Source organism: Eggerthella sp. AM16-19 (assembly GCF_003474385.1).
In the GTDB taxonomy this organism is placed as follows: Bacteria; Actinomycetota; Coriobacteriia; order Coriobacteriales; family Eggerthellaceae; genus Senegalimassilia.
Genome location: NZ_QUCY01000014.1, coordinates 57,131 through 73,134, shown reverse-complemented (window position 1 = coordinate 73,134; position 16,004 = coordinate 57,131). Strand labels below are relative to the sequence as shown.

Genomic DNA, 16,004 nt, shown 5'->3' with positions numbered 1-16,004 from the left:
CGCTCAGCCGAGCGGCACTAATAGCCCGAGCTCTTCGCATCCTCGATTAAAGCACCGAGCGCGATGCGCCATCTTCTGCCGTGCCCGCCATGCGGCCGCCAGGGTCGCCCCGGACAGGGGTTCCTGGCAGGCTCGAATATCTGAGCCGCGGGGGAGCGCCCCCCGCGAGCGCGACCACAGAGGCGGGGATCACCCGGTCCCATCCCGAACCCGGCAGTTAAGCCCGCCTTCGCCGAGAGTACTGCAGCGCGAGGCCGCGGGAGGGCAGGGCGTCGCGCTCGCGGAGGGCGCTTTTCTATATGTGCGCACGCCGCATGCGCCGGGAGGGGCCCCGCGGGGGGACCTCCCCCTGCGGGCCCCTCCGCGTTATGGGGAGGTCGCGGCTTCGCGGGCGGGCCGATCGGCGTTGCGGCGCATACGGCCCCCGCCCGGCATCGTGGGGCGAGCACGTACCGCAGGGGATCGTCCCTTGCGGGCCTCTCCGCGTCTTGGGGCATTGTCCGGCGGGGCGGTTTGATCGGCGTCGCGCGCTGGGCCGGCGCTTTTTTTATCTTTATGAGGCTCCGGCGCGGTTCGCGGGCCCGGGCCGCGTGCCCGCAGGGGGATCGCCCCCTGCGGGTCTTTCTGTATTCCGAGGCCGTTCGCTGCCGGAGGGTCTGCGCGAGGGCTTCTTGCTGGACCGGTCCTGTGCACGGCATGTGCCGGAGGAATTGCGTGGGCTCCCTGCGGGCCTTCTAGCATTAACTTGGACTAGCAATTTGACGGCGGTGGATCGGTTCGCGCTTTCTCGGCACTCTGCGGTATCGAAAAGATTTTGCCCTGGGCGTCCACCGTTATGGTGCCGGCGTTATGTGCCGCGTGTTTCTGAGGTGCGTGGGGGTATATGCTCCTTTGATCTTATTATGTCTATGCTGCTATTGGCTTGTGTGGTCGGTTCTGCGATTGTCGCTTTCGGTGCTACACTTTTTGGCGAACATTTTCGATAGATGATTTTGGGCGATGTTCTTTGATCGGGGGTTTGCATGACTGTGGTGCCGGACACCTTGGAGGATGCTGCTGTGGCCTTGGGAGACGGTCGACCTTGCATATTCCCGACCGATACAGTTTATGGTGTGGGTGTTGCTGTTCACGCAGCTTCTGGGCCGGATGTTCTCTTTGCTATTAAGCAAAGAGACGCTGGAAAGCCTATCGCTTGGCTTGTTGGGTCGATTGACGATCTGCAGCGGTATGGTAAGAATCTTCCCTCTGCTGTTTGTCAGCTTGTTCAGCGGTTTTGGCCGGGTGCCCTTACCGTTATCGTTGAAGCCTCGGATTCAGTGCCGGTATCTTATCGATCGGAGTCGGGCACCATTGGGCTGCGTATGCCTGCCAACGAAACAACGCTTGCTCTGATTCGCCGTGTTGGAAGCCCGCTTGCCACGACGTCTGCTAACATCAGCGGTAGAGCCGCGGTGTCTCGATTTGAGTCGCTTGATGCGGAATTGCTCGCAAGGGTGGGGTGCGCTTTGCGAGATCCCATTGAATCGTTGCACAGCGGCGTGGCGTCTACGGTTGTCGACTGCACTGGCGGAGGTTTGAGGGTCGTTCGCGAAGGCGGAATCTCCTTTGACGACATCGCGGTTCAATCATAAGGATTGCGTGGGTAATGTATTTGAGCAGGTGCGACAACATATGCGGGTGTACCATCAGCTATGCAGGCATCTATCAGTGGAAGGCGTAGATACATGAATATCAGCATTGCAAGCGACCATGCAGGTTTTGATCAGAAGCAGTTGCTGGCTGCGTACTTGAAGGAACTTGGTCATAACGTTATCGATCGCGGGCCGGATTGCGATGATCGTGTCGACTACCCGGATTTCGCCAAGGTCGTTGCCAATGATGTTGTCAACGGTGACGCTGAACGCGGGGTGTTGGTGTGCGGCACTGGCATCGGCATGGCTATCGCCGCAAATAAGGTTGATGGGATTCGTGCTGCAAATATCGTGTCTCCCGCTTTCGCTGCGCTGTGCCGTGAGCATAACGATGCAAACGTCATCACGCTTTCCGGTCGCTTCGTCGATCTGTCGGCCAACAAGGAGATCTTGAAGGCGTTCCTTTCCACCGAGTTCGGCGGAGGACGTCATGCAGGTCGTGTTGAGAAGATCATGGCGCTCGAGGGAAAATAGCGGCAATCAATGACTTCACTCACTGAAAACGGTCGACGTTTCGTCGGCCGTTTTTCCGTTTAGGGTCGTATCGTTACCGGATGATTGCGAGGATGTGCATACCCTGTGGGGCTGCGCGGTATGTGCTAGAGTACAGTTTGCAACGATTAATCAATTGGAAGGGTGTCCTCATGGCTATCGATCATGTGAAGCAAACCGATCCGGAAGTGGCAAGCGCGCTTGGGCAAGAGCTGTCTCGTCAGCGTTCGTCCGTCGAGTTGATCGCATCCGAGAACTTCACGTCTCAAGCCGTGATGGAGGCCATGGGCAGCGTTCTTACGAACAAGTACGCCGAAGGCTTGCCGGGAAAGCGTTATTACGGCGGTTGCGAGAAGGTCGATATCGTCGAGAACCTTGCACGCGAGCGCGCTTGCAAGCTGTACGGTGCAAAGTTTGCGAACGTCCAGCCGCACTCCGGTGCAAATGCCAACCTCGCCGCATATTTCGCCACGGTGAAGCCGGGTGATACGGTTATGGGCATGAGCCTGGATAACGGCGGCCACCTGACCCATGGCAGCCCGGCGAACTTCTCCGGCAAGCTGTACAACGTCGTTTCTTATGGCGTTGATCCCGAAACCGAGACCATCGATTACGACGAGATGGAGAAGCTGGCGAAAGAGCATCAGCCTAAGCTTATCGTCGGCGGCGCCTCTGCCTATCCGCGCATCATCGACTTCGAGCGTATGGCGCAGATCGCGCATGAAGTCGGCGCATACCTTATGATCGACATGGCCCATATCGCCGGCCTGGTTGCCACGGGCGCGCATCCTTCCCCGGTTCCTTATGCGGACATCGTCACGTCCACCAGCCATAAGACCCTTCGTGGTCCGCGCGGCGGCTTCATACTCACGAACGATGAGGACCTGTTCAAGAAGATCAATTCTGCCGTGTTCCCGGGTAGCCAGGGCGGCCCGCTCATGCATGTTATCGCTGGCAAGGCCGTTGCCTTCGGCGAGGCCCTGCAGCCGGCTTTCAAGGAATACATCAACCATGTGGTGGAGAACGCCGCTGCAATGGGTCAGGGCATGACCGATGGCGGCCTGCGTTTGGTGTCGGGCGGAACGGACAACCATCTGTGTCTGGTCGACTTGACTCCCGCCGATGTCACCGGCAAGGATGCCGAGAAGCTCTTGGAAAGCGTCGGCCTGACGGTGAACAAGAACACCATCCCCAACGAGCAGCGCAGCCCGTTCGTTGCCAGCGGTATCCGTGTGGGCAGCGCCGCCGCCACCAGCCGTGGGTTTACCAAAGAGGATTTCTACGAGGTGGGCCAGTGCATCGCTGCAACCGTGTTCAACGCCGCAGATGAGGCGAAGCTGGCAGGCGTCAAGGCGAAGATCGATGCCATGCTGGAGAAGCATCCGCTGTATCCTGGCTTGGAGTATTAACAGTAAACAAAAGGTATAAGCCAACGGCCGGGCAAGGAGTCCTTGCCCGGCCGTTGGTGCATGGAAGGGGAGGGGCCGATGCCCGGGAGCACTGATCGCCGTCCAAGCTGGGACGAGTATTTCATGACGCTTGCCAACGAGGTCGCTACGCGCACCACGTGCCTTCGCCGCGCCGTGGGCGCGATCATCGTCAAAGATCGCAGGATCCTTGCCACAGGTTACAACGGCGTTCCCACGGGGCTGGCTCACTGTGCGGAAACGGGCTGCTTGCGTCAGCAGCTGGGGGTGCCAAGCGGCCAGCGTCACGAGATTTGCCGGGGATTGCATGCGGAGCAGAATGCGATCATCCAGGCTGCACGTTATGGTATCAATATCACGGGCGCCTCGATTTACATTACCACCCAGCCATGCGTGGTGTGCGCGAAGATGCTCATCAACGCCGATATCGAGGAAATCATCTATTCGAACCCCTATCCAGATGAATTGGCGATGTCCATGCTTCGCGAAGCGGGCATCAAGCTGCGTGTATACGATGACTCTATGCAAAATAATGCAAATGCATAAAAACTGAACACTATCGCGGTTTTGTTAATAAGAGAAAAAGTAGAACTGGGTAAATAGTCTGCAAAATCGAATAAAATCACGCCGTTTGCCAACGTTTTGTGGCGATTGCGGAGTTTAGAGGGGGCCTGAGTGGTTCTACGTTATCATTAGCTCTGGTTTTTTATGCGGGAATCTTGATTAACGAAAGGTTTGGGTGAAACGCAGGTAATGGTTGCTGCCATCCTTATCGGTGCCATAACCGGTTTTATCGGCTTTCTGCCGTTGTTCGCGGCTCTGCGTTTGGCTCGGAAGCATCCTTCGGTATCGGTCGCCAATGCGGCGCTTTACGGCCTGGGGGGCACGTTCGTGTCTCTTGTGGTCGTTGCGGTCGCGTTGATCGTATGTGCGCTCGTCGCGCATCCGTCGGTGTTTCCCTTCGGCATGGCCGAAATCGTTTCGCTTATCGTTTGTACCGCAGTGTACGTGTGGCGTAAAAACGTGGCACGGTAATTGTCGGATTCGTTTATTGGAAAGGCTGGGATGATCTGAGATGGGCGAGGCGCTCAACAAGTTCGTCGAAGAGGCACGGCACCTCTCCGAAACTTTCGATTCCCACACCGTATTCTCTATCGGCGGTTGGGACATCAGCCAGTACACGCTGTACATGTTCTTCATTTTGGCGTTGGTGCTGATGGTTGTTCTGGTCGGAGGCCGCAAGCTTCAGCTGGTCCCGAAGAACAAGTTCCTGAACACCGTCGAGTATGGCTACGACTTCGTGAACACGAGCATCGGCCAGGACGTTATCGGTGAGGGTTTCAAGAAGCACATCCCGTTTTTGTGCACGCTGTTCTTCTTCATCCTCATCGCTAACGTCGTGGGTCTGATCCCGGGTGCGAAGGCCACCACGGGCACCATCTCCATCACGTGGGCGCTCGCTGCCATCTCGTTCGTGTACTTCAACTTCTACGGCCTGAAGACGCTGGGCGTGTTCGGCTACATCAAGAGCCTCGTGCCCTCCGGTGTTCCCGGCCCCATGGTCCCGATCATCTGGTTCCTGGAGTTCTTCTCCATGGTCATCCGCGTGTTGACGCTGGCCGTTCGTCTTTACGGCAACATGCTGGCAGGCCATATGGTCCTGGCCGTGTTCTCTTTGGCAACCACCGTGTTCCTGCAGCAGGCTGTTTTCAGCATGGACTTCGTTACCGCGCTGCCTGCTGTCGCATGGTTCGTTTTGCTGGTCCTCATGTATGCCATGGAGTGCCTGGTGGCGTTCCTTCAGGCATACGTATTCACCATCCTGTCCGCTTCCTACATCGGCATGGCGGTTCATCCCCACTGATGCGCGGACCGGCGGCGCAAGCCGCCACCTGTTCTGTTTGGCACCACAGCTGACATGAATAGATCAGCTTGGGCATATTGGCATGAGCGCGGAGAAGGCTCCGGGTTCAACGAAGGAGGTAATTATGGAAATCACGCTCGCTGCGCTGAAGGTCGTCGGCTATGGCCTCGCCGCCATCGGCCCCGGCATCGGCATCGGCGTTGCAACGTACGGCCTGTGCGTGTCCGCTGCACGCCAGCCTGAGATGAAGGGCACCCTGATGGGCTACTTCTTCATCGGCGCTGCTATGTCCGAGGCTCTGGCACTGCTGGGCCTGGTCCTCTTCTTCATTGGCTAACAGGTTTTCGACTCAAGCAAGACCTATAAGCTAAGGAAAGGAGGCAAGCGAGTTGAACGTTAAGAACAAAGTGCTCCGTGGTTGCGGCAGCGCAGCCGTCGCATTCGGCGCGGCAAGCGCTATGCTTCCTGCTCAGGCATTTGCCGATGAAGGCAGCGGCGTTGCGGCTATCCTGCCGCAGATGGATGAGTTCATCCCCATGCTCGTTGCGTTCATCATCTTGTGGATCATCCTGGCGAAATTCGGTTGGCCGCTGTTCGAGGGCATGCTTGTCAAGCGCGAGACCACCATCAAGGACGCTCTCGAGCAGTCCGAGAACGCTCGCGTTGAAAGCGAGCGCGTGCTCGCCGAGTACAAGCGCCAGCTGGAGGAAACCAAGGCGCAGTCCGCGCAGATCATCGCCGACGCCAAGAAGACGGGCGAGGCTGTCAAGGCCGATATCACCGCCAAGGCCCAGGCTGAGGCTGCCGGTATGATCGAGAAGGCCCATGCTGCCATCGAGGCTGACAAGAAGGCCGCTATCGCCGAGCTCCAGGGTTCGGTGGCCGACCTGTCCGTCGCCGTGGCTTCCCGCCTGATCGGCGAGGATCTCAACGATGACGAGCACCGCAAGATCATCGAGCGCTACGTGAACGAGGCGGGCAGTTTCAATGCCAACTAACCGCCATGTTCAAAAGGAAAAGGTTGCAACCTATGCATCCGTTCTGCTAGATGCCGCTTTAGCGGCTGGCGGCCAGGATGCGGTGCTGGAGGTTCGCGACCAAGCCGAGTGCATTATCCGCATTATGCGTTCGAACATGGATCTCTCTAGCTCTTTGCAAGACAGCTCTTATACGCCCGAGCAGAGGAACAGCCTTGCGCGCAACGTGTTCGCGCAGGCACATCCGGTCCTTATCGATGTCTTGGCCGTCATGGCCGAGCGCGGGGACTTCGCGTTGCTCTCGCGCGTATGGGAGAGCTACGGAGAGCAGGTCGAACGCAAGCTGAACGTCACCGTGGTCGACGTAACCACCGTCGTGCCGCTCGACGATCACCTGCGCGAGGTTATTACGAAGAAAGCCGAAGCCGACTTGGGCACCAAAGTCGTATTGCGTGAAAACATCGACAAGTCCCTGATCGGCGGCATTTTGATGAGCGCCAACGGCAAGCGAATCGACGCCAGCATGACGTCGCAGCTTGAGGCAGCTCGCAACGTGCTGAAACATTCCACAGATGGAGGTGAATGCTAGTGACTGAAATCACCGCACAGTCTATTGACGCGGCGCTGCGCAAGCAGCTCGATGCGCTGAACACCAGTGTGGAATCCCGCGAGACGGGTTCTGTTATCCAGGTGGGCGACGGTATCGCTCGCGTTGATGGCCTGAAAAATGCGATGGCAGGCGAACTTTTGGAGTTCACCAGCTCTACCGGCCAGGTTGTCTACGGTATGGCACAGAACCTCGAAGAGGATGAAGTGGGCGCCGTTTTGCTGGGCGATGTCGCAGCAATCAAGGAAAACGACGCGGTCAAGACCACCGGTCGTCTGGTTGAGGTTCCGTCCGGCAAGGCCCTGCTCGGCCGTGTCGTGAACCCGCTGGGCATGCCGCTTGACGGCAAGGGCGAGATCAAGGCCGAGGGCACCCGCCCGGTCGAGTTCAAGGCTCCGGGCGTTATCCACCGTAAGCCCGTTCACGAGCCGATGCAGACCGGTATCCTGGCCGTCGACTCTATGATCCCGATCGGCCGTGGTCAGCGCGAGCTGATCATCGGCGACCGTCAGACCGGCAAGACCGCCATCGCCGTCGATGCCATTCTGAACCAGAAGGGCAAGGACATGGTCTGCATCTACGTCGCCGTGGGCCAGAAGGCCTCCACGGTGGCCAACGTGCAGGAGACCCTGGAGAAGCATGGCGCGATGGACTACACCATCATCGTCAACGCTTCCGCTTCCGATTCCGCTCCGCTGCAGTACATCGCCCCGATGGCTGGTGCTGCAATGGGCGAGTACTTCGTCTACAACGGCGAGGACGGCAAGCCCGCCGGTCCGGAGAACCCGGGTCGTCACGTGCTCATCGTCTACGATGACCTGACCAAGCAGGCCGTGGCTTATCGTCAGATGTCTCTGACCCTGCGTCGCCCGCCGGGACGCGAGGCTTACCCGGGCGACATCTTCTACCTGCATTCGCGCCTGCTGGAGCGTGCTGTGAAGATGAACGAGCAGAATGGTCTCGGCTCCATGACGGCTCTGCCGATTATCGAGACCCAGGCCGGCGACGTCTCCGCCTACATCCCGACGAACGTCATTTCCATCACCGACGGTCAGATCTACCTGCAGACCGACCTGTTCTTCCAGGGTCAGCGCCCTGCAGTCGACGTGGGCATCTCCGTGTCCCGAGTCGGCGGCTCTGCGCAGATCAAGCAGATGAAGCAGGTTGCCGGTACGTTGAAGCTCGACCTGGCCGCGTTCCGTGAGCTGAAGGCCTTCACCCAGTTCGGTTCCGATCTGGACAAGGCCACGCAAGATCAGCTGACCCGCGGCGCTGCCATGACCGAGCTGCTGAAGCAGAACCGCTTCTGCATGATGGACGTCTACGACCAGGCCGTTGCCATCTACGCTGGTGGCAAGGGTTACCTGGACGATGTCCCGACCGAGGACATCGTGCGCTTCCGCACCGAGCTGCTGGAGTTCCTGCATGCTTCCAAGCCGGAGGTGTTCGACGAGCTGGCCAAGGCCGGTAAGTGGACTGGTGACGTCGAGAACCTGACCAACGCTGCGATCGAGGCTTTCAAGCTTCAGTTCGCTCCCACGGCGTAAGGTAGGTAGAGATGCCCAACCTTCACGACATTGAAAGGCGTATCGGCTCCGTCTCTTCGACGAAGCAGATCACGCGTACCATGGAAATGGTTGCTGCTGCGAAGATCCGCCTTGCCGGTGAACGCGTGGCGGCGGCTACGCCGTACGCCGAGTCCATGGTCGAAATGTTGGCCAACGTTGCCAAGCGTGTAGGTGGCTCCGAGAATGCGCTGTTGCGCAAGCATGACGAGGTCAAGAACGTGCTGATCGTCGTCGTCGTGTCGGACCGCGGTCTGGCCGGCGGCTTCAACAGCAACGTGCTGCGCCAAGTCGATCATTTGATGAAGAGCAAGCAGGCGGCCGGCGCTGAGGTCAGCGTCGTTGCCTGCGGCAAGAAGGCCATCGGCTATTACACGTATCGCCGTGTCGAGCCGGTCCTTGCCTTCGCTGGCCAGTCCGCCGACCCTACGGTCGAGGAAGCGGACGAAATCGCCGCGTATGCGGTGGATGCTTACGCCAACGGATCGATCGACGAGGTCATCGTGGTGTACAACCACGCTAAGAATTCGGCAGAGCAGCAGCTTCGCGAGGAGTTGCTGCTCCCCGTCGACACGTCGGCCTTCGAAGCCGCTAAGGCTGAGACCGCTGACGAGTCCGCGGGTGAGAAGCTTGAGGGCGATGTGATCTTCGAGCCGAGCCCTGAAGCTGTTCTTGACCAGCTGCTGCCGGCGTATGTTCGCACTACGCTGTATCATGCGCTGATCGACTCGGCAGCTGCTGAGCAGGGCGCACGCCGCAACGCCATGATGTCGGCAACGGACAATGCCACCGAGATGGTTAACACGTTGACCAGATTGTATAACCGCGTACGCCAGGGCGCTATCACGACCGAGATTTCGGAAATCGTCGGTGGCGCTGCTGCTTTGGAGGATTAAATGGCTGAACATTTGTTTACTAAGGAGGAGGTCGAGGCCAGCAAAGGCGCCACGGGTCGCATCGTGCGTATCGTCGGTCCTGTTGTTGACGTCGAGTTCCCCCCTGATCAGCTGCCGGCGATTTACAACGCGCTGACGGTTGACGCTAAGACCGAGGCGGGCGACCTGCACGTCGTCCTCGAGGTCGAAACCCACCTGCCGGGCAACATCGTCCGCTCCGTCGCCATGAGCTCGACCGACGGTCTGATCCGTGGCCTGGACGTCCTGGATACGGGCCATCCCATCATGATGCCCGTCGGCCAGGAGACCCTGGGCCGCATCTGGAACGTCATGGGTGAGCCCGTTGACGAGAAGCCCATGCCCGAAGTCACCGGCTACATGCCCATCCATCGTCCTGCTCCCGAGTATGACGAGCTGGTCACGAAGACCGAGATCTTCGAGACGGGCATCAAGGCCATCGACCTGATCGAGCCGTTCGTCAAGGGCGGTAAGACCGGTCTGTTCGGCGGCGCCGGCGTTGGCAAGACCGTTATCATCCAGGAGCTCATCAACAACCTGGCTCAGGAGCACGGCGGCACTTCCGTGTTCACCGGCGTTGGCGAGCGTACCCGTGAGGGTACCGACCTGTACCTGGAGATGAGCGATTCTGGCGTTATCAATAAGACCTGCTTGGTCTACGGCCAGATGAACGAGCCTCCGGGAGCCCGTCTGCGCGTCGGCCTGGCTGGTCTGACCGAGGCCGAGTACTTCCGTGATCAGGGCCAGGACGTTCTGCTGTTCGTGGACAACATCTTCCGCTTCACGCAGGCCGGTTCCGAGGTGTCCGCACTGCTCGGCCGTATGCCGTCCGCCGTTGGTTACCAGCCCACGCTGGCTACCGAGATGGGCGACCTGCAGGAGCGCATCACGTCCACGTCCACGGGTTCCATCACGTCCGTGCAGGCAGTTTACGTGCCCGCCGACGACTTGACCGACCCCGCTCCGGCCACGACGTTTACGCACCTGGACGCGAAGACGGTTCTGTCCCGCTCCATCGCCGAGCTGGGCATCTACCCGGCCGTCGACCCGCTGGAGTCCACCTCCCGCGCTCTGGATCCCGCAATCGTGGGCGAGGAGCACTACCGTGTGGCCACCGGCATCCAGGAGCTGCTGCAGAACTACAAGGACCTGCAGGACATCATCGCCATCCTTGGTATGGACGAGCTGTCCGAGGAGCAGAAGCTCACGGTTTCCCGTGCGCGTAAGGCTCAGCAGTTCTTCGGCCAGTGCTTCCACGTGGCAACGCAGTTCACCGGCCTGCCCGGCAAGTACGTCAAGATGGAGGACACCGTCCGTTCCTTCGCCGCCATCCTCGACGGCGAGTGCGACGAGATCCCCGAGCAGTGCTTCCGCCTGAAGGGCGGCATCGACGACGTCTACGCTGCTTACGAGGAAATGAAGAAGGAAGAAGCGTAGTATGGCTAGCTTCAAGTGCGACATCGTCACGCCTGCCGAGAAGCTTGCAGCTTGCGAGGTTGAAATGGTCGTCGTCCCGGGCGTCGAGGGCGAGATGGGCTTTCTGGCCGGTCACGCTCCGTTGGTGTCCGTGCTGGCTGATGGCGAGATCCGCCTGACGCCTGCAGAGGGCGGCCCCGTGCAGCGCTACGAAGTCAAGGGCGGCTACGTGCAGGTTACCGACGACAAGGTGATCATCCTTGCCGATAGCGCAACGCCTGTTGCTGCATAGCCTGGGTGTTGGCTTGAACATCTGAATCCGCGGCCGCTGGTGCGACTGCTGGCAACGCGACGGTCGTATCCATCGGCTGTTCACCTGAAACGGCTCCCGCCGAAAGGCGGGGGCCGTTTTGCATATGGCCGTATGAAACCCCGCGCGAAATCCATCGTTTGTTCGAACACACGTGCGCTAAAGGCTGCTATCATGAGGAACCGGAAAACCCTGCTTCTGTCAATCGGCGCCCAGCCTGACCGAAGCGCAGCACATCACTTGCGAGAAGATTCGAGGCGCATCCATGGCGTTCGTTCATTTGCACAACCATACCGAATACTCGTTGCTTGACGGCCTCACCCATATCAAGGATATGGTACGCCGCGCGGCCGAGCTCGACATGCCTGCTGTCGCCATTAGCGATCATGGCGTTATGTCGGGCGTCCCCGAGCTGTGCGATGCTTGTGCCGCCGTTGAGAAGGAAACCGGCAAGAAGGTCAAGCCGATTTACGGCTGCGAAGTGTATTTCACCACCGACGAGGAGCTTCGCAAGGATGTGAAGCCCAAGCTTTACCACTTGCTGCTGCTCGCCAAAACCAACGAAGGCTATCACAACCTGTTGAACCTGGTCAGCGAATCTCATGTTGACAACTTCTACTACAAGCCGCGTACCACATTCAGCATGTTGCAGAAGTATGGCAAGGGCATTATCGGATCGTCTGCGTGTATCGCGGGCATCATTCCGAAACTGCTGGATAACCGTCAGTTCGATGAGGCGGTGAAGTGGGCAAACAAGTTCGCGAGCTGCTTCGAGCCGGGCGATTTCTATATCGAGCTGCAAAACCAGGGCATCCGCACCGACGGTGGGCTTACGCAAACCGAGCTGAATCACCAGCTTACCGAGGTTGCTCACCGTGCGGGCCTGAAGACCATCGCAACGAACGACTTCCACTACCTGCTGCAGGAAGACGCGAAGGCGCAGGATATCATGCTGTGCATCGGCACGGGCTCCGCCGTTAACGATACGAATCGCATGAAGTTCGAGAACGACCAGTTCTATATGAAAACCGAAGAGGAGATGCGCGAGGCGCTTCGCGATTTCCCCGAGGCATGCGATACCACGGTGGAGGTTGCCGAGAAGTGCAACGTCATCCTTGAGCGCGATTCCATTCTGCCGAAGTTCCCGCTTCCCGAGGGCGAGACGGACGAGAGCTGGTTCCGCCATCAGGTGCTCGAAGGCATGAAGAAGCGCTACGGCGATCCCATTCCCAAAGAGCCGCTCGATCGTGCCGAATATGAGATGAGCGTCATCATCCAGCAGGGCTTCCCTGCGTACTTCCTGATTGTGCAGGAATACTTGGACTGGGCGCGAAGCCAGGGCATCGGTGTTGGACCAGGCCGTGGTTCTGCTGCCGGTTCGATCGTTGCATATGCCATGGGTATCACCGACTTGGAGCCGCTTTCCAACGGCTTGCTATTCGAGCGATTCCTTTCCCCGGAACGCGTTGAGATGCCCGATATCGACTGCGACTTCGAGGATGAACGTCGTCAAGAGGTCATCGAGCACATTCGCGAGGTGTACGGCGCCGATCACGTTACGGGCGTTATCACGTTCGGCAAGCTGCAGGCGAAAAACGCCGTGCGCGACGCGGCGCGCGTGCTCGACTATCCCTACAGCGTAGGCGACAAGATCTGCAAGATGATCGGCGACGAGCTGGGTATCACTATCCAGAAGGCGCTGGACACCAACCCCGATCTGAAGAAGGCTTACGACACCGAAGAGGATGTCAAGGCGGTCGTAGACGCGGCGCAGTCCATCGAGGGCCACGTGCGCGGCGAGGGCGTGCATGCGTGCGCAACCATCATCTGCCGAGACCCTATGGCCGATCACGTGCCGGTCAAGCGTGATACCAAGGGTGGCGGCATCATCACGCAATATGACGGCCATTACACGCCGGACCTGGGCCTGCTGAAGATGGACTTCCTTGGTTTGCGCACGTTGGGCGTGCTTTCGCGCGCGTGTCGCAACGTGGAGATGACCACGGGTCGCAAGATTATCCCCGAGGAGATTCCCACTGACGATGAGGCGGCGTTCGCCCTCATGCGTTCGGGCAATATGGACGGCTTGTTCCAGGTTGAGGGCGGCTTGTACGTCAGCCTGTTCGCACGTCTGCCACCGAAGAGGTTCAGCGACATCGTCGCTTCTATCGCTTTGAATCGTCCGGGCCCGTTGGAGTCCGGCATGGTCGACGACTATGTCAAGGTTGCAAGCGGCAAGACTCCTGTGCATTACTATGATGAACGCCTGCGCCCGGTGCTTGAGGAAACCTACGGCACCATGGTGTACCAAGAGCAGATCATGCAAGTGTCCATGGTCATGAGCGGCTTTTCCGCCGGCAAGGCAGACAAGCTGCGCAAGGCAATGGGCAAGAAGAAGCTCGACATCATGCGCATGCTGCAGGAGGACTGGAACAACGGCGCGGTCGAGAACGGGTACTCGCTTGAGATCGCAAAGAAGATCTGGGACGACGCGGAGAAGTTCGCAAAGTACGCGTTCAATAAGTCGCATTCGGCTGCGTACTCGATCCTGGTTATGCGCACTGCTTACCTGAAGGCGCATTACCCGAACGAGTATATGGCTGCAGTGCTGTCCAGTTACATGGGCAACACCGACCGCTTGATTCGCTATATCTCTAGCTGCAATCATAACGGCACGCCCGTGCTGCCGCCGGATATCAATTCGTCGAACGCCGAGTTCACGCCGGTTGAGAACGGCATCCGCTTCGGCCTGGTCGGCGTGCGCGGCGTTGGTCGCAACGTAGCGGACGAGATCATCGAGGAGCGCGAAAAGAACGGCCCGTTTACCAGCTTGCACGACTTCGTGAACCGCGTCGATGCAAAGTGCTACAACCGAAAGACACTCGAAGCGCTCATCAAGGGCGGTGCGTTCGATTCGACGGGGTACACGCGCAAGCAGCTCATGTATTTCATCGAGGAGACGCCGCTTCTGGAAGGCGCTGCGAAGCGCCAGAAGGACCGCGATCGTGGTCAGGTGAGCATGTTCGACCTGTTCGCAGACGATGCAGATTCGGGTTTCCAGGAAGATGTGCCCGCTCCTGACGGAGTGGAGTGGCCAAAGCGCCAGCTGCTGACGTACGAGAAGGAGATCATGAAGATCTACGTCTCGGACCATCCGCTCACGCCGTACGAGAACTACATCTCGCGCATTACGAAGTGGCAGTTGGGTGATTTAGCCGAGCGCACGAAGGAGATCAAGTCCGCGGTGTTCGTGGGAATGGTATCCAATGTTGTGACGAAGCTGACGAAGCGCGGCACGAAGATGGCCACGTTCGACCTGGAAGACACTACGGGCCATGTGGAGTGCATCTGCTTCAAGTACGAGGAGAACGCCGAGGCCATCCAAGAGGATGCTATCGTCAAGATCAAGGGCAAGTTCGAGCATTCCGATCGCGGCAACCAGATCATGGTGTTCGAGGCGGAAACGCTTGAGCTGAGCGAAGAGGACGCGAAGCCTCGTCAGCTGCGCCTGAGCGTGCCGATGTCGGATTTCGACCAATCGAAGTCCATGCGCTTGAGCCGTATCTTGAAATCGTATCCGGGACGCGATGGCGTGGTGCTGTTCGTGAGGCAAAACGATGGGCATAAGTTCCGGGCGGAGCTTCCGGTCACGGTGGATGCAGAAAGCCCCATCATGCGCAGCGAGTTGACGGATCTGTTCGGCTATAACGTGCTGACTGCGTAGCGGGCATGCCGCTTGGTATTGGATATCCCATGGGACCCGGATGTGAATCCGGGTCCCGTTTCTTTTGCCGGGCGTTGTCGCGTATCATGGACCGTATGGATGAAACGATTGAGCATATCGAGAAAACGTTGCAAGCGGAAGCTGCGCCGACGCAAACCGAGGGCGCAACGGCGTATGCCGATGCCGCACGGGCGAGCGACGCTGTGGGCTTCGAACGTGAGGATGCTGAGCGCACCTTGTCGCTGACGGTGTCCTACAATGGCGGCCCGTTTTGCGGCTTTGCCCGTCAACCTGGCAAGCTTACCGTGCAGGGAGAGCTTGAGCAGGCGCTGTCCCTGGTGATGTGCAGGCCGGTGGAAGTGGTGTGCTCTGGTCGCACGGATGCGGGAGTACATGCGCTTGGCCAGGTGATCAGCTTCAACGTTTCCGCCAAGGAGCTTGAAAGCCGTAGCCTGTACAGCCTACGTCGAAGTCTGAACGCGTTGACGCATGAGGACATCACGGTGCGCAAGGTCGAGGAGCGTGATCCGGGCTTCAGCGCGCGGTTCGACGCGCAATGGCGCGAATACCACTACCATATCTGCCTGGATGACACGCCGCCGCTGTTCATGCGCGATTTCAGCTGGTTCGTGCATGCCGACCTGGATATAACGGCGATGCAGCAGGCTGCGCGCTACCTGGAAGGCGAACACGACTTCAAAAGCTTCTGCATGGCGGCCAGCGCCGTGGGCAAGCCCACGTGTCGCAACGTGCATGAGATCTCGCTTTCGCGCGAGACCATCATGGGCGAGGAGGTGCTGACCATCAAGGTGGTGGGTAATGCGTTCCTGCATTCCATGGTGCGCACCATCGTGGGCACGCTGGTCATGGTGGGCCGCGGCCTGCGCAAGCCCGAATGGGTACGCGAGGTGCTTGAAGCTCGCGACCGAACCGCGGCCGGGGAGAATGCTCCAGCCGCCGGCCTGGTGTTTTGGAAGGTGCAGTACTGATGGCGGGCAAGCAGGAAGCCAAGCGCTC

At 59.1% G+C, this 16,004-nt stretch carries 15 protein-coding genes and 1 rRNA gene; all 16 read left to right on the top strand.

Features of this window, described 5'->3' with window-relative positions; genetic code table 11:
• The first annotated feature begins 166 nt into the window (after window positions 1–166).
• The 16 genes from rrf (at window position 167) to truA (ending at window position 15,976) form a co-directional block, all read left to right on the top strand.
• Window positions 167–281: ribosomal RNA gene (gene rrf / locus DW178_RS06955) — 5S ribosomal RNA — on the top strand.
• Window positions 282–1,022: 741 nt separating this feature from the next.
• The gene (locus tag DW178_RS06950) at window positions 1,023–1,631 is read left to right on the top strand and encodes an L-threonylcarbamoyladenylate synthase (RefSeq protein ID WP_118350284.1); all 609 of its coding nucleotides are present in this window, start codon (window positions 1,023–1,025) and stop codon (window positions 1,629–1,631) included.
• A gap of 93 nt (window positions 1,632–1,724) precedes the next feature.
• Window positions 1,725–2,165 carry a ribose 5-phosphate isomerase B gene (gene rpiB, locus DW178_RS06945; protein WP_118350283.1) on the top strand — a complete coding sequence of 147 codons (441 nt, stop codon included), beginning with the start codon at window positions 1,725–1,727 and terminating at the stop codon, window positions 2,163–2,165.
• Between the two features lie 170 nt (window positions 2,166–2,335).
• A complete protein-coding gene (glyA, locus tag DW178_RS06940) occupies window positions 2,336–3,592 on the top strand; it encodes a serine hydroxymethyltransferase (protein WP_118350282.1) in 1,257 nt (418 codons plus the stop codon).
• Between the two features lie 78 nt (window positions 3,593–3,670).
• Complete coding sequence (locus DW178_RS06935) at window positions 3,671–4,156, top strand: deoxycytidylate deaminase (RefSeq protein ID WP_118350281.1); 486 nt, start codon at window positions 3,671–3,673, stop codon at window positions 4,154–4,156.
• A 189-nt stretch (window positions 4,157–4,345) separates the two neighbouring features.
• The gene (locus DW178_RS06930; RefSeq protein ID WP_286168563.1) at window positions 4,346–4,645 is read left to right on the top strand and encodes a hypothetical protein; all 300 of its coding nucleotides are present in this window, start codon (window positions 4,346–4,348) and stop codon (window positions 4,643–4,645) included.
• A gap of 40 nt (window positions 4,646–4,685) precedes the next feature.
• Window positions 4,686–5,474, top strand: coding sequence for a F0F1 ATP synthase subunit A (gene atpB, locus DW178_RS06925; RefSeq protein WP_118350279.1), 789 nt, complete (start codon window positions 4,686–4,688; stop codon window positions 5,472–5,474).
• A 124-nt stretch (window positions 5,475–5,598) separates the two neighbouring features.
• Window positions 5,599–5,811 (top strand): ATP synthase F0 subunit C, encoded by a 213-nt coding sequence (gene atpE, locus DW178_RS06920; protein WP_042435060.1) that lies wholly within the window; start codon window positions 5,599–5,601, stop codon window positions 5,809–5,811.
• 121 nt (window positions 5,812–5,932) lie between these two features.
• A complete protein-coding gene (gene atpF / locus DW178_RS06915; protein WP_081468976.1) occupies window positions 5,933–6,472 on the top strand; it encodes a F0F1 ATP synthase subunit B in 540 nt (179 codons plus the stop codon).
• A complete protein-coding gene (gene atpH / locus DW178_RS06910) occupies window positions 6,462–7,040 on the top strand; it encodes an ATP synthase F1 subunit delta (RefSeq protein ID WP_118350278.1) in 579 nt (192 codons plus the stop codon). The genes atpF and atpH overlap by 11 nt, the downstream gene beginning before the upstream one ends.
• The gene (gene atpA / locus DW178_RS06905) at window positions 7,034–8,605 is read left to right on the top strand and encodes a F0F1 ATP synthase subunit alpha (protein WP_181859444.1); all 1,572 of its coding nucleotides are present in this window, start codon (window positions 7,034–7,036) and stop codon (window positions 8,603–8,605) included. Before atpH ends, atpA begins: the two co-directional genes overlap by 7 nt.
• An 11-nt stretch (window positions 8,606–8,616) precedes the next feature.
• Window positions 8,617–9,519: an ATP synthase F1 subunit gamma gene (gene atpG / locus DW178_RS06900; RefSeq protein WP_118350277.1), complete on the top strand. Its 903-nt coding sequence runs from the start codon at window positions 8,617–8,619 to the stop codon at window positions 9,517–9,519.
• Window positions 9,520–10,974, top strand: coding sequence for a F0F1 ATP synthase subunit beta (gene atpD / locus DW178_RS06895; RefSeq protein WP_042435046.1), 1,455 nt, complete (start codon window positions 9,520–9,522; stop codon window positions 10,972–10,974).
• Between the two features lies 1 nt (window position 10,975).
• Complete coding sequence (gene atpC, locus DW178_RS06890; protein ID WP_042435044.1) at window positions 10,976–11,245, top strand: ATP synthase F1 subunit epsilon; 270 nt, start codon at window positions 10,976–10,978, stop codon at window positions 11,243–11,245.
• 283 nt (window positions 11,246–11,528) lie between these two features.
• Window positions 11,529–14,987, top strand: a complete 3,459-nt coding sequence (dnaE, locus tag DW178_RS06885; RefSeq protein ID WP_118350276.1) for a DNA polymerase III subunit alpha — start codon at window positions 11,529–11,531, stop codon at window positions 14,985–14,987.
• A gap of 95 nt (window positions 14,988–15,082) precedes the next feature.
• Window positions 15,083–15,976 (top strand): tRNA pseudouridine(38-40) synthase TruA, encoded by an 894-nt coding sequence (gene truA, locus DW178_RS06880; RefSeq protein WP_118350275.1) that lies wholly within the window; start codon window positions 15,083–15,085, stop codon window positions 15,974–15,976.
• Window positions 15,977–16,004: the final 28 nt, after the last annotated feature.

Bases quoted from the DNA above. Each gene is read 5' to 3' on its own strand.
- atpB (WP_118350279.1), top strand. From the start codon at position 4,686: ATGGGCGAGGCGCTCAACAAGTTCGTCGAAGAGGCACGGCACCTCTCC.
- atpD (WP_042435046.1), top strand. From the start codon at position 9,520: ATGGCTGAACATTTGTTTACTAAGGAGGAGGTCGAGGCCAGCAAAGGC.
- atpA (WP_181859444.1), top strand. From the start codon at position 7,034: ATGCTAGTGACTGAAATCACCGCACAGTCTATTGACGCGGCGCTGCGC.
- atpH (WP_118350278.1), top strand. From the start codon at position 6,462: ATGCCAACTAACCGCCATGTTCAAAAGGAAAAGGTTGCAACCTATGCA.
- atpF (WP_081468976.1), top strand. From the start codon at position 5,933: ATGCTTCCTGCTCAGGCATTTGCCGATGAAGGCAGCGGCGTTGCGGCT.
- rpiB (WP_118350283.1), top strand. From the start codon at position 1,725: ATGAATATCAGCATTGCAAGCGACCATGCAGGTTTTGATCAGAAGCAG.
- atpC (WP_042435044.1), top strand. From the start codon at position 10,976: ATGGCTAGCTTCAAGTGCGACATCGTCACGCCTGCCGAGAAGCTTGCA.
- atpG (WP_118350277.1), top strand. From the start codon at position 8,617: ATGCCCAACCTTCACGACATTGAAAGGCGTATCGGCTCCGTCTCTTCG.
- dnaE (WP_118350276.1), top strand. From the start codon at position 11,529: ATGGCGTTCGTTCATTTGCACAACCATACCGAATACTCGTTGCTTGAC.
- DW178_RS06950 (WP_118350284.1), top strand. From the start codon at position 1,023: ATGACTGTGGTGCCGGACACCTTGGAGGATGCTGCTGTGGCCTTGGGA.
- glyA (WP_118350282.1), top strand. From the start codon at position 2,336: ATGGCTATCGATCATGTGAAGCAAACCGATCCGGAAGTGGCAAGCGCG.
- truA (WP_118350275.1), top strand. From the start codon at position 15,083: ATGGATGAAACGATTGAGCATATCGAGAAAACGTTGCAAGCGGAAGCT.
- DW178_RS06935 (WP_118350281.1), top strand. From the start codon at position 3,671: ATGCCCGGGAGCACTGATCGCCGTCCAAGCTGGGACGAGTATTTCATG.
- atpE (WP_042435060.1), top strand. From the start codon at position 5,599: ATGGAAATCACGCTCGCTGCGCTGAAGGTCGTCGGCTATGGCCTCGCC.